The sequence below is a fragment of the Naasia sp. SYSU D00948 genome (assembly GCF_017916515.1).
In the GTDB taxonomy this organism is placed as follows: Bacteria; Actinomycetota; Actinomycetes; order Actinomycetales; family Microbacteriaceae; genus Naasia.
Window position 1 is genome coordinate 164,315 of sequence record NZ_JAFMTA010000001.1, and the last position, 14,844, is coordinate 179,158.

7 protein-coding genes are annotated in these 14,844 nt (G+C 74.9%); 1 reads left to right on the forward strand and 6 read right to left on the reverse strand.

Going from position 1 to position 14,844, the window contains the following annotated elements; translation table 11 throughout:
* Positions 1-86: 86 nt before the first annotated feature.
* The gene (gene ald / locus J3P30_RS00815; protein ID WP_210479012.1) at positions 87-1,205 is read left to right on the forward strand and encodes an alanine dehydrogenase; all 1,119 of its coding nucleotides are present in this window, start codon (positions 87-89) and stop codon (positions 1,203-1,205) included.
* On the opposite strand, the gene J3P30_RS00820 is transcribed toward ald, so the two are convergent.
* From J3P30_RS00820 to J3P30_RS00845, 6 genes are all read right to left on the reverse strand, one after another.
* Complete coding sequence (locus J3P30_RS00820) at positions 1,202-3,604, reverse strand: FtsK/SpoIIIE domain-containing protein (RefSeq protein ID WP_210479014.1); 2,403 nt, start codon at positions 3,602-3,604, stop codon at positions 1,202-1,204. The two genes, ald and J3P30_RS00820, sit on opposite strands and share 4 nt — an antisense overlap.
* An 88-nt stretch (positions 3,605-3,692) precedes the next feature.
* Positions 3,693-4,199 (reverse strand): zinc ribbon domain-containing protein, encoded by a 507-nt coding sequence (locus J3P30_RS00825; protein WP_210479016.1) that lies wholly within the window; start codon positions 4,197-4,199, stop codon positions 3,693-3,695.
* Positions 4,196-6,472 (reverse strand): transglutaminase-like domain-containing protein, encoded by a 2,277-nt coding sequence (locus J3P30_RS00830; RefSeq protein ID WP_307807339.1) that lies wholly within the window; start codon positions 6,470-6,472, stop codon positions 4,196-4,198. The genes J3P30_RS00825 and J3P30_RS00830 overlap by 4 nt, the downstream gene beginning before the upstream one ends.
* Positions 6,469-7,869, reverse strand: a complete 1,401-nt coding sequence (locus J3P30_RS00835) for a DUF58 domain-containing protein (RefSeq protein ID WP_307807340.1) — start codon at positions 7,867-7,869, stop codon at positions 6,469-6,471. The genes J3P30_RS00830 and J3P30_RS00835 overlap by 4 nt, the downstream gene beginning before the upstream one ends.
* Positions 7,866-8,837, reverse strand: a complete 972-nt coding sequence (locus J3P30_RS00840; RefSeq protein WP_210479018.1) for a MoxR family ATPase — start codon at positions 8,835-8,837, stop codon at positions 7,866-7,868. The genes J3P30_RS00835 and J3P30_RS00840 overlap by 4 nt, the downstream gene beginning before the upstream one ends.
* 17 nt (positions 8,838-8,854) lie before the next feature.
* Entirely contained in the window at positions 8,855-14,830 is a 5,976-nt protein-coding gene (locus J3P30_RS00845) for an Ig-like domain-containing protein (protein WP_210479020.1), read from the reverse strand.
* Positions 14,831-14,844: the final 14 nt, after the last annotated feature.

Here is a 14,844-nt window from a genome sequence, read left to right on the forward strand (position 1 = left end):
CGTTGATGCACCCGCGGGCGCGGAATCCGCTGCGAGTCCGATGCGGAACGGACGAAAAGGAGTGCGTCGCGAGTAGGGTGGGGCTTATGCGGATCGGGATCCCCAAGGAGATCAAGGACAGCGAGTTCCGGGTGGCGATCACCCCCTCCGGTGTCCACGACCTGGCCGCGGCCGGTCACCGGGTGCTGGTCCAGCGCAGCGCCGGCGAGGGCTCCGGGATCTCGGACGCCGACTACGTCGCCGCGGGTGGCGAGATCGCCGAGGACGCCGACGAGGTGTGGTCCTCGTCGGAGCTCGTGCTCAAGGTCAAGGAGCCCATCGTGTCGGAGTACCGGCACTTCCGCGAGGACCTCGTCCTCTTCACGTACCTCCACCTCGCGGCGGACCGCGAGCTGACGAGCGCCCTCCTGGAGTCCGGCATCACGGCCGTCGCGTACGAGACCGTGCAGCTGCCCGACCGATCCCTGCCCCTTCTCGCGCCGATGAGCGAGGTGGCGGGCCGCCTCGCCCCCCTCGTCGGGCAGTCGACGATGCTGAGTCCGAACGGCGGGCCCGGCCTCCTCGTCCCCGGCGTGCCGGGCACCCGGCCGGCCAGGGTGGTCGTGCTCGGAGGAGGGGTCGCGGGCACCAACGCGCTGCGCATGGCTGCCGGCCTCGGCGCCGAGGTCAGCGTGCTCGACACCAACCTCGCGCGGCTGCGGGAGCTGGACGCGCTCTACGCGGGCAGGGTCCGGACCACGGCGTCGAACGCCTACGAGATCGAGCGCGCCCTGCTGGATGCGGATCTCGTGATCGGCGCTGTGCTCATCGCCGGTGCGCGGACGCCGAAGCTCGTGAGCAACGAGCTCGTGTCGCGCATGAAGCCCGGCAGCGTGCTCGTCGACATCTCCGTGGACCAGGGCGGATGCTTCGAGGACTCGCACCGCACGACGCACTCCGACCCGACCTTCCGAGTGCACGGCTCTCTGTTCTACTGCGTCGCGAACATGCCGGGCGCGGTCCCGCACACGTCGACCTACGCGCTCACCAACGCGACCCTCCCCTATGTCCGCGCCCTGGCCCGCAGCGGCTGGCGCGAGGCGATGCGCGCCGACCCCGCGCTGGCGGCCGGTCTCAACGTGCACGCCGGGTCACTCGCCAGCGCCCCCGTCGCCGCGGCCCACGGGCTCCGCTCGGTCGCGCTGGAGACGGCACTGGCCGCCTAGCCGTCGAGGCGCAGGACGGCGCGCACGGCCGCGGTTCCCGGCCGGACGAGCCACGCCCGCCCGGGGAGCGGGGCGAGGGGCGGCGGAAGCTCCCGGCGGCCGGTGATCGCCCGGTGGTCGGCGGCGGCGCAGCCCACGAGGAGCAGCGGAACGCGCGCGGCGAGGGGCCACAGCTCCGGCCGGGACCGCCAGTCCTCGGGAGTGACGGCCGTGATCCCGTCGGCCGCCGGGAGCCCCGGCATCCGGGAGACCACGACGAGCGGCTCCCGGAGCGCGATCCGCTCGACCGCCGGCCGGACCGCGGCCGCGGGGGACGCGGGCGCCCACGCGACCTGGACGCGGTCGCCGCGCCACCAGCCGGCTCCCGGCGGCGGCGCCGCCTCGGCGGGCGGGACCGGTCCCCCGAGGAGCAGCGCGTGGTCGTCCCGCGGCATCCGGAGTCCGAGGGTGCGCGCGAAGGACGACGCGAGGGGTCTCGCCCAGCCCGCGAGGGGCGCCTGCACCGCGGCGGCGGCGCGGACCCGTCCCGAGCGCAGGGCGTGCGCGAGCCTCTCCGTGAGCTCGATCCGGTGCTCGTCGCCGAGACCGCCGAGGGCGAGGTCGAGGTCGTCGACCAGGAGCAGACCCGGCGGCGGCGAGATCACGCTGTCCCACAGCGCCTCGGCCCCGTCGTCCGCGCCACCGCGGACCAGGACGGAGTCGCCCTGGGCAGCGAGCGCCGCGAGCAGCGTGGACCGTCCGGATCCTCGCTCGCCCGCGACCAGGAGAGGCCCCTCCTCGCCCGGACGCCACACCGCCGGCGCCTGCCTGCGGCGCTCCGGCTGGTCCGCGAGCCCGAGCACCAGCTCATCGGGCGATCGGCGGGGCAGGTCCGCGAGCCGCACGAGGGGAGGCAGGGGCGGGAGCCACACCGGCTCCACGCGCCGACCCCGCCGGATGCCCGCGAGGTCCCCTGGCGAGGCCGGGACGACCCGGCAGGGCAGCGGAGGCTCGCCCTGCCGGGAGACGACGCATCGCCCGGGTGCGCCGGAGGGCAGGAGAGCCGCGTCGGCGGTGCCGAGCAGCACCCGGCTGTCCTCCGTCGCCAGCATGCGGAGGCCGATCCGGAGGCCACAGTTGGCGAGGAGGGCGTCGCGCATGGCGCCGGCGGGGCGCTGCGTGCAGAGGACGAGGTGCACGCCGAGCGCGCGCCCCCTCGACGCCGCGTCGGTGAACACCTCGGCGAGTGCGGGGTGCGCCGCCAGCAGCGCCGCGAACTCGTCGACGACCACGACGAGCCGGGGAAGGCCGGGAGCCGCCTCCACGCTGCGGGCCCCCGCGTCCCGGAGCACCTGCTCCCGGCGCACGAGCTCGCTGCGAAGGCCGGTGGCGAGCCGGGCGAGGGCCGCCGGGTCGAGGTCGGTCACGACGCCTGCGGTGTGCGGAAGGACCGCGAGCGGGTCGAAGGCGGTCCCGCCCTTGAAGTCGACGAGAAGGAGCGCCAGCCGCTCGGGCGGGTGGGCTCGGGCGAGCGCGGTCATCCAGGCCACGAGCAGCTCGCTCTTCCCGCTGCCCGTCGTGCCGCCGACCACGGCGTGCGGACCGTCGCGGACGAGGTCCAACTCCAGCGGCCCGTCGGGACCGGTGGCGAAGCGGGCCGGCAGCCCCGACCCGCCCGCCGCGGGCAGCCCCAGCTCGCCCAGCGAGGCCGGCCCCCGACTGTCCGCAGCGGCCACCGCGGGGCGCGAGACGAGCTCGGGGCGCAGGTGCCCTCCTGCCTCGTCCGGCGTCAGCAGGACCGCCCTCCCGACCCCGTCCAGCCGGAGCACGACGCTGCAGCGCGGCGGGAGGTCCTCGATCGCCCGCGCCTCGTCGACCGGGGGATGGCGGCCCTGCGCCTCGATGGCCCGGCGCACGGCGCTCGTCAGCGGCGCGGGACCTGCGACGCCGACCGGCCCCGTGCGGGGAACCGTGATCGGGCAGTCGGCGAGGACCGCCGCGTCCCGGGTGATCCCCTCGTCCTCCGGCTCCGCCGGTCGCAGGCGGATGCCGCTCGGGACGGGGCCGAAGCCCAGCACGAGCCGGTCTCCCGGCGCCCGGCCCGCCAGCACGTCCGCCGCCGGCGGCGACGCCGCGAGCAGCTCGGCCCGCCGGCGCTGGTGCTCCTCCTCGAGCTCCTCGCGCAGCGCCGACAGCGCCTGCCTCCGCCGGGCGACCGCGCGGCTGCGCGTCTTGCGTCGCCGGCGGAGCCCGTCGAGGACTCCCGCGATGCCGGCGACCGGCCCCAGCGCGGCGAGGGCGAGCGTGAGCGGTGACCGGGTCAGCGCGAACAGGACGGCGCCGGTGAGCACCGGCACCAGCACCACGGCGAGGGGGAAGGGGACCGGCTCCGGGTCGGGCAGGGACGGCGGCAGCTGCACCCCGGCACTCTCCCTCGGGGTGCCGGCACTGCGGGAGCGGGAGGGCGCCGCCGTGGACGGTGCCGCTCACCGGCATCCCCGGGAGGGGTCAGCTGACCACGAAGAACTGCTCGCCCATCTCCACGCGCGAGCCGCGGGCCACCCGGGTGCGCATCCCGGGTGCGCACAGCCGGGCGGAGCGGTCCGGTTCGCGCACGACGGTGCCGTTGGCGGAGAAGCGGTCGCTCACCCAGAACGCGCCACCCTCCTGCCCGAACTCGAGGTGCGTCTTCGAGACGGAGCGCCCGGGATCGTCGATGGCGACGAGGACGTCGAACTCCTCGCCCGGCTGCGCCTGCGGCCGGCGGCCGATCAGGCCGGTGCCGCTGACCGTGACGGCCTCCCCCGTGCTGAACTGGAGCACGAACCGGGCGGCGGTGGGCGTGGTTCGGATCGCGGGGAGCCGAGTGCGGTCATCGAGCACCAGCGCGGGTCCCGTGGGCGCGGGACGCTCGGCCGGAGCCGCGGCGGGGATGCGCCCGGTCGCGGCGGTGCCGCACTCGCCGCAGAACATCGCGCCGGGCGGAAGGTCCGCTCCGCAGGCCGCGCAGGTCATCGGCGCCTCTCCTCCCCGCGGCGGAGCGACCGCAGCGAGACGAGCGCCTTGAGCCGCTCCCAGCGGGTGCGGCCGCGCCCGAGCTCGGCGCGCAGCTCCGTCACGGCCGCCCACACGCGCTCGACGTCCGTTTCCTGCGGATCGCCCGGGGCGAACGTCGCCCGGTCGACGGCGGACGCGAGCACCAGCGGGCGGCGGCCGCCCACGGCGATCGCGAGCTCGTTGCGCGTCGCGGTCCGCGCCGTGTCGACGCCGAAGTCGGCTGCGGCGTCCGCGAACTCGTCCCAGCCGCCCACGACCCGGTCGAGCGGCTCGCCCGCGGTCCGCCGCCGCCGGCGCCGGCGCCACTTGGCACCCACGATGGCGAGGAACGGCGCGAGCAGGATCGCCGCGACGAGCACGGTCCACGCCAGGACGCGGAGGACCGTGAGCAGGATGCCCAGCCAGAGCGGGGGCTCCTGCTCCTGGTCCTCCTCGGACACGTCCGGCGGGAGGATCTCGTCCTGCTCGACGGCGTCGTCCGGAGGCGGCGGGACGACGGACTGGGGCCGCGACACCGTCGCCGCGTCGTCCGGCTGCTGCTCGGGCACGTCGCGGACCGGGGGGTTGGGGTCGACGGCGACCCAGCCCGCGCCCGCGCCGTGGACCTCGATCCAGGCGCTCGCGTCCTCGCCGCGCAGCGTGGAGGGGTCGTCGTCCGGAGCGACGAAGCCGACGACCACCCGGGCCGGGAAGCCCAGCCGCCGGGCCATGATCGCGGCGGTCACCGCGTACTGCTCGGCGTCCCCGAGCATGGGCTGCGCGGTCAGCAGCTCGGTGATCCGGTCGGCGGAATGGCCGGAGCGGCTGAAGGGCTCTCCCTCCCCGCCGTGGCTGACGTACCCGTCCTCCCGGAGGCCGCTGATCGCGGCGACGAGCCGCTCCCCGGGGGTGTCCTCCCCCGCCGCGTACCGCTCGAGCGCGGCGTCGAGCTCCGCGGGCACGAGCGGGAGCTCCGGAACGGGCGCCGTGCCGGGTCGCAGCGCCGCCAGCTCGCCCTCGTCCGGGGTCGCGGGCAGGACGGCGTCCAGCCGGTAGGAGTCGCCCGCGGTGAGGCCCTGCAGGACGGCGCCTGTGCCGCTCACCCGGTTGAAGTAGAAGGAGTCCTGCAGCGAGGCCGCGTTCTCTCCGGAGAAGTCGATGCTGCGCAGCGCGCCGGCGTCCGGGACCCACACGCCGCGGTAGCCGTGCACGGTGACGTCCAGAGTCGCGTCGCGGCCCGACACACCGACCGGGTCGATCGCGGACGGGACCCTGGTGAAGGCCGCCGACGCGCTGCTGACCCGGTCGCTGCCGACGGTGTAGACGACGCCGTCGTACGCGTCCAGGGTCGCGACCCGCACCCGGTCGCCGGCCCGCAGCCCCTGGACCTCGAGCATCGTCTGCGACGCCCGCTCGTCCTGGAACCAGCGCCGGAAGCCGGACAGCGGGCTGGCGTAGTCGCGGGGGTCGAAGGGGATCTCGACGGCGGAGCGCAGCACCTGGCGCGGAGCGGACGCGGGCGCGAGCGCGGAGGCCGCCGCGCCTCCCGAGGCCGCCAGCGTGAGGATCGCCGCGGCGCCCGCCGTTGTGCGCAGCACCGCACGCCGGCGGTCCCGGGACTCGGGCGCGACCCTCGCGAGCAGCGATCGCCGGCGCACCGACCGGCGCCAGATCAGGAACGCGAGCGCGGTCACGAGCAGCGCGAGCGACAGCGGGAGGCGCGCGGGCGTCGTGGGCCCGAGCAGGATCGCGGCCGCGAAGAGCGCGACGGGCGCGAGGATGCCGAGCTCGCCCCAGCGCGCCCGGAGGGCTGTGGAGAGCCCCGCGGTCGTGAGCACGAGGACGAGCAGGAACACCGGCACGAGCAGCGACTGGTAGCTGCCGACCGGGAGCGAGATCGTCAGCAGCTCCTTCCAGCTGAGCCCGGCCGCCGCGAGGAGCTCGAGGATGCCGGGGACGGTCGGCAGTACCCCGGCGACGGCGAGCGACGGCACGGCCGCCGGCACGCCGAGCAGGAGATAGGCGGCGAGGACGGCGGCGCCCACCGCCCATCCCGGCCACCGCAGCGCCGCGCCGAGGACCGCGATCGCGATGCCCGCGATGAGGGCGACCGCCACCGCGACGACGAGGGACTCGCTCCGGTAGACGGGCCAGAACGCGGCCGCGGAGATCGCCATGGCGAGGGCGAGGAAGCCGGTGTTGAGGAGCACGGAGCCGGGGCGGCGGCGCACTCGCTCGAGCGGTGCGGTCACGCGGCCCTGCTCCGGGAGAGGGCCTTCTGCAGGTCGTCGAGGAAGCCGATCGTGAGCACGGTGAGCCCGCCCACGCGGCGCAGGGCGGGTGCGAAGCCGGGGTCGCACACCACGGCGACCACCTCGACCCCGGACGGGAAGGACGCCGAGGCCGCCCGAAGCTGCGCGGGCGCCGGCGGGGAGCCGAAGACGAGGAACGCGACGGAGGTCCCGCCCACCTGATCCGCCGCGACCCGTGCGAGGTCGACGAGCGACAGGGCGGAGTCGGCGCGCTCGACGCGCGCCAGGTCGTCCAGCAGGCGGACGGGCGTCAGCGTGCTCAGCTTGCGCACCGACAGCACCTTCCGCTTGGCGAACTCGGGGGTCGCGCCGCTCGCGACGACCGAGATCGTGCGGGCGTCCCGGATGGCGCGCACGCCGAGGGATCCGGCGACGCTCACCGCGAGCTCGAACTGCTCGTCGTTCGCGTAGTCGGCCGACGACAGGCTGAGCGCCACGAGGAGATGGCTGCGCCGGGTCTGCTCGAACTCGCGCACCATGTGCACGCCCTGCTTCGCGGTGGACTTCCAGTGGATGTACCGCCGGTCGTCGCCCGGCTGGTACTCGCGGAGGGCGTGGAACGCCACATCGCTGGCCGTCAGGTCGCGCGTGGCCTGCCCCTCGAGGTCGCGCACGAATCCGGTGCTCGTGGCGGCGATCGGCACCGTCCGCGGGTGCACGAACAGCTCCACGCTCGTGTCCCACACGTGCTCGCGGCGCACGAGGCCGAGCGGATCGGCGCGGACGTGACGCACCGGCCCGATCGCGACGACGCCGCGCCGGTCGGCGGGCACGGCGAAGTCCTGCTTCTCCTCGCCGCCGGGAGGCAGGGCGGGGAGGGCGAGCTCGAGGAAGCGCTCGCCGACGGGGACCTCCACCGTGGCGCCGAGCAGCCGGTGTCCCGTGGGGTTCCGCTCCGTGATCCTGCCGCTCGCGGTCTGCCCGACCACGACGCGGGGATGCGGCAGCTCGAGCTCGACCCGCCGGGCGTGGCCGCCGAGCAGGAAGAGCGCTGCGACCGCGAGCACCACGACGCCGGCCCAGGCGACCGGGACCGCCTCGTCCCAGCCCGCGACGTAGCCCGCGACGAAGGCGACCGCCGTCACGGCCAGCATGCTCCAGCCGAGCGGCGTGACGACGGAGCCGATGCCGCGCGCGGCCGCGAGGACGCGCGACCGCACCTCCCGCCACGCCCGGACGAGGAGGACGACGAGGTCGGCGGCCATGCCGGTGCGCTCTCCCACGATGCGCGTCCGCGCGTTCGTGAGCGGCGCGGCGGCGGTGTCCGTGCGCGAGACCGTGGAGCCGGCGACCGTGCTCCCCCGGGTGCCGCTGCGGTGCCGCGAGGTGGTGCTCACACGGCCTGCCGTTCGCTCGGTGGCGGGACCTCGAGGAGCAGCTGCGCCATGATGCCGCCGGGGGTCACGCCGTCGAACTCCGCCTCCGGGTCGAGCACGAGGCGGTGGGCGAGCACGGGCTCGCCGAGGGCCTTCACGTCGTCCGGGATGACGTAGTGCCGGCCGTTGGAGGCCGCGAGCGTCTTGGCCGTCCGCAGCAGGGCGATCGCGGCGCGGACGCTCGCACCGAGACGGACCTCGGGGGCGTTGCGCGTCGCCTCGATGATCCGCGACACGTAGTCGCTGACCGACGGGTCGACGTGCACGGTGCGGGCGAGCTGGGTCATGTCCACGACGACCTCGGCCGGCACGATGGCGGGCACGATCACCTCGTGCGAGCGCACCGTGGAGGCCTCGAGGATCCGCAGCGTCGCCGCATGGTCCGGGTAGCCGATCGAGGTCTTCAGGATGAAGCGGTCGAGCTGCGCCTCGGGCAGCCGGTAGGTGCCCGCCTGCTCGATCGGATTCTGGGTGGCGATGACCATGAACGGCGCGCCCACCGGGTGGCGGACGCCGTCGACCGTGACGGCCCCCTCCTCCATGACCTCGAGCAGGGCGGACTGCGTCTTCGGGCTCGCACGGTTGATCTCGTCGGCGAGCACGATGTTCGCGAACACCGGCCCGCGGTGGAAGTCGAACTGGCCGGTCCGCTGGTCGTAGATGCTGACGCCCGTGATGTCGCCCGGCAGCAGGTCCGGAGTGAACTGGACCCGGCTCGCGGTGCCCTGGACGCTCTGCGCGATCGCGCGCGCGAGCGACGTCTTGCCGGTCCCCGGGTAGTCCTCCAGCAGGAGGTGCCCCTCGCTGAGCAGCGCCGTGAGCGACAGCCGGATGACGTGGCTCTTGCCGAGAAGCACCTGCTCCACGTTCGCCGCCATGCGCGCGAAGATGTCGCTGAACCACGCGGCCTGCTCCGGGGTCATCGTCATGTCGTGTGTGTCTCTCGTCAGTCGAAGTCGGCGTAGCTGTAGGTCGGGCTGGAATAGGCGCCGGACGGCGTGGTGACGCGGACCTGGAAGGTCGCGCCGGCGCCCGCGGCGCAGCTGCCGCTGGCCGGCATGGTCTCCGACCAGCGCGCGCCCCCGTCGCACGTGTACTGCACGGCAGAGTAGCCGGATCCGGAGGGGGCACCGGTCCAGGTCCACGTGCCGGACTCGGCCGTGCCGCTGAACCGCAGGCCGCTCGGACGGGTGTCGACGGGCGTGAAGACCGCCGAGGGCGCCGACCAGTCGGAGCACAGCGTCCGCTCGGGGTAGGTCTCGCAGACCTGGACCTCGATCGACACCGCCCGCCCGTAGAGCGAGCCGTCGCCCAGGATGGTCCCGCCCGGGCGGATGCCCCAGGTGCCCGCGCCGCCCGAGACGCGGTAGGCGTACCCGACCTCGGGCGTTCCCCCGCCGCTCTCGTACTGCACCGAGTCGAGGCGGAAGTCGTGGCGTCCGTCGCCGCTGTCGACCGGTCCGCCGATGCCGACCGCGGTCGGCGTGCCCGGCGCCTTGCGCGTGACCGCGCGGATCTCGCCGCTCGCCGTGCAGCCCTGCCCGTTGTAGGCGAACACCAGGAAGCTGTACTGCTCGTTCGCGGGCACCTGGAACTCGGTCGAGGTCGCGGATCCCATGTGACGGAAGGTCGGGCTCGCGGGCGGCACGTCGAGGTCGGTGCCGCGGCCTCCGCTGTCGGAGGCCGAGCACCGCGGCGGGTCGCCCTGGTACATCGCCGCGAAGTACTCGCCGACTCCGGCGCCGTTCCCGGCGAACACCCCCGTCCAGTCGAGGATCACGCCGCCGTTGCCGTCCTCACCCGCGTTCCCGGCGCTCGCGCTCGGCGCTCCCACGAGCACCGGCGCGCCGGCCGGGGTGCCGGAGCCGGTCACCGAGTTCCAGTTCGTCAGGCCGCTGTACGCGTCGTTGCGCGCGCTCACGCGCACCTGCACCGCCGTGCCGTTGGCGAGGGACGGATCCCGGACGTCCACCGAGTACTCGGTGCCGACCGCGTCGCCCGCCGGCACGGTGAGCGTGCGGCTGATGCCCGCGACCGTCACCTCGTAGTAGGTGATCCGGCTGCCGCCCGTCTCCTCGGGCTTGCGCCAGAAGACGCGGAGGCCGTTGTCGAGGGGACGCGTCTCGAGCGCGACGGGGGCGGCCGGGACGACGTCGGACCACACCGGCTGGCCGAGCGAGGTGGCGGCCGACTCCCCGACGGCGTTGACGGCGACGACGTCGATCAGGACCTGGTTGGCCGGCCCGTTGCCGGGGGTCGGGATCGTGCACGTCGTCGACGCGCAGTCCGTCGTGCCGAACCGCTGACCGCCGGGGCGGGTCGCCGTCACGCGGAAGCCGGTGATGTCCGCGTTGTTCGAGGGGCCGGGGTCGAACGCGACGGTGACGGCCCGGTCGCCGAAGCCGGTCGCGCGCAGGCCCGTGACGGGCTCCGGGCGGTCCTGCACGGAGACGGTGACCGTCCCCCATGCGGCGCGGTCGGGATCCCGGGTCGCGTCGATCACCTGGTACTGCAGCGTGATGTCCTGCGGGCTCGCGTCCGCGGCGACGTCGACGGTGAGCGTCGACTTGTCCTCGCTCGGCGTGATCCGGACGCCCGCGGGCAGGGACGCGGAGTCGATGCCGCGGACCGACGTCACCTGGAGGGGCGTCGCGGGGAACGGGTTCGCCGCCTGGTCGTTCGCGAGCACGTCGACCGTGGTGGTCCTGCCCCTCGGCGCGACCGCGGTGTCGGCGGCGGGGCTCGCGGTGGGCCTCGTCGAGGCGACGACGCGGAGCTCGAGGCGGCCCGGCTCGCCCTCGACGGCGCCGTCGCGGACCCCGACCACGACCGACGCGGTGCTGCCCTTGCGGAGGGAGTCGTCCGCCCGGATCGACAGCGTCCGTCCCTGGATGGACACGTCGAAGCCGCTCGGGACCGAGCCGAGCACCGAGTACGCCAGCCCGCCCAGGTCGTCGGCGTAGGGGTAGGTCGTGAGCCGGCTGAGCTGCACCGTGCGCTCGGCGCCGGGCTCGAACTCCAGCACGCCGCCGTCGAAGACCGGCGGCTGGTCCTCCTGCGGCGTCACCGTGAGCGGCAGCACGAGCGTCGCCACGCGGCCGTCCGGGTCGTCCGCCGACTCGCCGTCGGTCACCTGGAAGGAGATGGAGGCGGGGCCGAAGTAGCCGCCCTCGCTGCGGAAGCGGAGGGTCGTCTCGTCGACGACGGGGTCCGAGCCGTCGGAGTGCGTGGCCCGGACCGTGCTCGAGTCGGTGAGGCGGACCCCGTCCCCGCCCACGGCGACGACGTAGTCCTCCAGCCGGATGGTGACCGCCTCGCCGCTCGGCACCGTCAGCCGCGGCGCGCCCTTGCGGAGTTGCGGCAGCGCGTCGTCGAAGCCCGGCACGCGGATGAACGCGATCGCTGAGACCTCGGGGTCGTCCGGATGCCGGACCACGAAGGGCACGATCCGGCTCCGGTCGCCGATGGTGACCCGGATGCGCTGGTCGGGCCGGACCTCGGCGCCGCCGCCGTACCCCGGCAGCACCGCGAGCGCCACGTCGGACGCATCCCCCTCGGGGAAGAAGACTCCGGACAGGACGTTCACGTCCACGGTCTCGCGCCCGAGGATGTCGCTCAGCCCCAGCACGGTGTCCCGGGCGACCGGACGCGCGAGCGGCGCCTCGGGGTCGACGACGATCGTGAGGAAGTTCGAGCTCGTGCCGCCGCGCTCGTTCTCGATCGTGTACACGAAGCCGTAGCGCCCGGCCCGCTGCGGAGCGGTGACCCGCACGACGCTGCCGTCGACGCGGGCTCTGCCGCCCCCGCTCGTCGCCTCCACGTCGGTGATCGACAGGTTCTCGCCGTCGGGGTCGGAGTCGTTCGCGAGGACCTGGACCGAGATGGTCCGGCCGGGCCGCACCGTCACCTCGTCCTCGACGGCGACCGGGTTGCGAGCGCCCTCGAGCCGCGGGCTGATCCCGATCCGGATCGTGCCCGTCGCCTGGCCGCCGAGGCCGTCGACCACGCGGTAGGAGAAGGAGTCCGTGCCGGCCGAGTAGTCGCCCGCCTCGAAGACGACCCAGTCCGTGCCGACCTCGGTCACCGCGCCCTTCTCGGGGTTCGACTCCTGGCCGAGGAGCTGCACCGAGTCGCCGTCGGGGTCGATGCCGGTCAGGGGGATCGGGATGCGCACGGTCTCGCCTGCGAGGACCCGGGCCTCGACCGTCCGGGGCACGGGCGGGTTGTTGGAGGCGGGGTCGGCCTCGCGCACGGAGATCTCGACGGCGGCGGTGGCCCACTGCCCGTCCGGGCCGTTGACCCGGTAGACCGCGGTGAAGTTCCCCGTCGTGTCCGGGGCCAGGTAGCGGAGCCGGTTCTGCGAGGCGAAGAGCAGGCCGGAGCCCGACGGGAGCGGCGTGACGAGCTCGGGGTCCAGGGCGAGCGCCTCCCCGTCGGGCTGCTCGTCGTTGGCGAGGACCGGGATGTCGATCGCGTCGCCGACGCGGACGGACACCGAGTCCGGCCGGGCGAGCGGCGGCTGGGTCCGCACCGGGCGCGGGATCTCGATCACCGTGACCGTGCCGTCGGCCTCGGCGAGGCCGTTGCTGACGCGGTAGCCGAACGTCACCGGGGCCTCGAGCGGCGCGGTGAGCGTGATCCGGAGGAGCCGCTGCTCGAGCACCTCGACGCGGACACCCGAGTCGGCCGGCACATCGCTCACGCCCGTGACGAGGAGCACTCCCCCGGCGGGATCGATGTCGCTCGCCAGCACGTCGACGTTCTGGCTGCCGCCCTCACGGACGAACGCGGTGTGCGGCACCGTGATGGGCGTGCTGTTCGCGTCCGGCGGCGTCTCGACGTCCACCCGCACCGACCCGGTCGCGGTGGTCGCTCCGTCGCTCACGGTGTAGTCGAGGTAACGCGTCCCGACCTCCCCCGCGACGAGGCGGAAGGTGCCGCCCTCGTAGTCCGGCGAGACCTCGACGCCCGGCTTCTCGGGGACGTTGGTGAGCCGGAGGACGCCGTTGCCGCCCCGAACGCGCGGCAGCGGGGACACGGTGACCTCCTCGCCGACGTAGGCGCGGATCGCGAACGGCTCGGCCACGATGGGGACCTCGCCCGCGGGCCGCACCGTGAGCGAGAGCGTGCCGGCCCCGTCCGCGCGGCCGTCGGACACGGCGAGCGCCACGTCCTTGCGGTCGCCGCCCGAGGCCGAGTCGACGAACACGAGCTCGCCTCCGGGCTTCCACGTCGCGGTGTCCGGAGCGCCGACCGACGCGCTCGTGAGGTAGAAGGCGTCCCCGTCCGGGTCGAACCAGTCGCCCAGCGTCTGGACCGACACCCGGCCGCCGCTCGCGACGGTCGCCGTGGTCCTGCGCACCTGCTGGGGCGGGGAGTTCTCGTCGTCGGTGCGGACATCGACCGTGACGGTCGCGCTCGCGGTGCCGCCTCGGCCGTCCGAGATCGTGTAGCCGAAGGACACCGCACCGCTCGCGTCGTCGGGCAGCGTCAGGAGCACCTGCTGGGCGCCGCTCACGAGCTCGAGCGTCCCGGCCTCGGGCGCGAGCGCGGTCAGCTCGTCGATCACGAGCACGTCGCCGTTCGGGTCGTAGTCGTTGAGCAGCACCGGGAGCACCGTCGAGCGGCCGGGACGCGCGCCCAGCTCGTCGTTCACGGCGATGGGAGGGGCCTGCAGCGCCTCGTACTGCGGAGGCGTGTCCTCGTCGTTCTCGGGCTCGGCCTCGGTGTCCTCGTTGCGCTCGAGCAGCTGCGCCCAGTTGTCGATGGGCGCGTTGCCCTCCTGCACCGCCCAGGTGCCGCCGCTGCGCGAGTCGTTGAGGACGACCCGGCTGCCGTTGACCTGGAAGCCCAGCTGAGCCGATGACGGCATGCCGGCGATCGTCGCGAGTTCCGGAGCCGCGCCGTCGATGCCGGCTCCGCCGCTCCCCGGGGCGCAGTGCCTCCAGACGTCACCCGTCGCCCAGGCGGCGAAGGCGCAGCCGGCACGGTACACCGGCGGGGCGGGGGTTCCCGCGCGGCCCTGCGCCGAGAGTCCCGCGACCTCCTCCGGCGTCCCGCCGTCGAGCGGGACGCGCACGAGCCCGCCGGTGTGCGCGACATAGAGGTCGTCGACCCCGTCCCGCCCCGCCGCATCGGCGGTGACCGCCTGCTCGAGCACGGGTCCCGCCGCGGCGGCGACCAGCTCGGAGAGGTCGACCCGCCGTCCCTCGAGGAAGACGGTGCGCGTGGTCGCGTCGAGCACCGCCCATCTCCCGCCGATCGACGTGACCGCGAAGTCGTCGTCGACGGGCCCCGCATCGAGCTCCCAGGTCTGGGCGACGACGCTGCCCGCGACCGTGTCCACCCGGTAGAGCTCGCCCGCCTCCGGCGAGTAGACGAAGAGCGTGCCGTCCGGCTCCATCGAGGACACCGACCCGGCCCCGAGGCTGAGATCCGGCTGGGCGAGCGCGTCGAAGGACCCGAGGTCGTCGAGCGGGACGATCCAGACCCGGCCTGTCGCCGTCGAGTGCAGCACGGCCGTGCCGTCCGCCACGTCCGGCCCGGTCGTGTGCAGCACGGTGTCCTGAGGCGGGACCGGGACCGACTCCTCCACGGTCGACGTGGCCGGGTCGACGACGTCGAGCGTGCTGTTGCCCCGGTCGTAGAGGAAGACGTCCTGGCCGCGCTGGTGGACCTCGAGGGAGCTCGTCGCGCTCGCGACGATGGTGTCGAGCTGGAGCACCTGGGTGTTCGCCCGGCCGATGACCTGCTTCGACCCGTTCGCCACCCAGACCGACCCGTCGTCGAGGTCCATCCGCTGCGCGGTGTATCCCGACGACACCACGGCCACGGTCGCGACCGTGGCGACGACGGCTGTGCCGCCGACGAGGGAGACCAGCTTCGACCGGTAGCGCGCGAGCCACGCGGCCGCGCGCCGCATCGGGGACACCACCA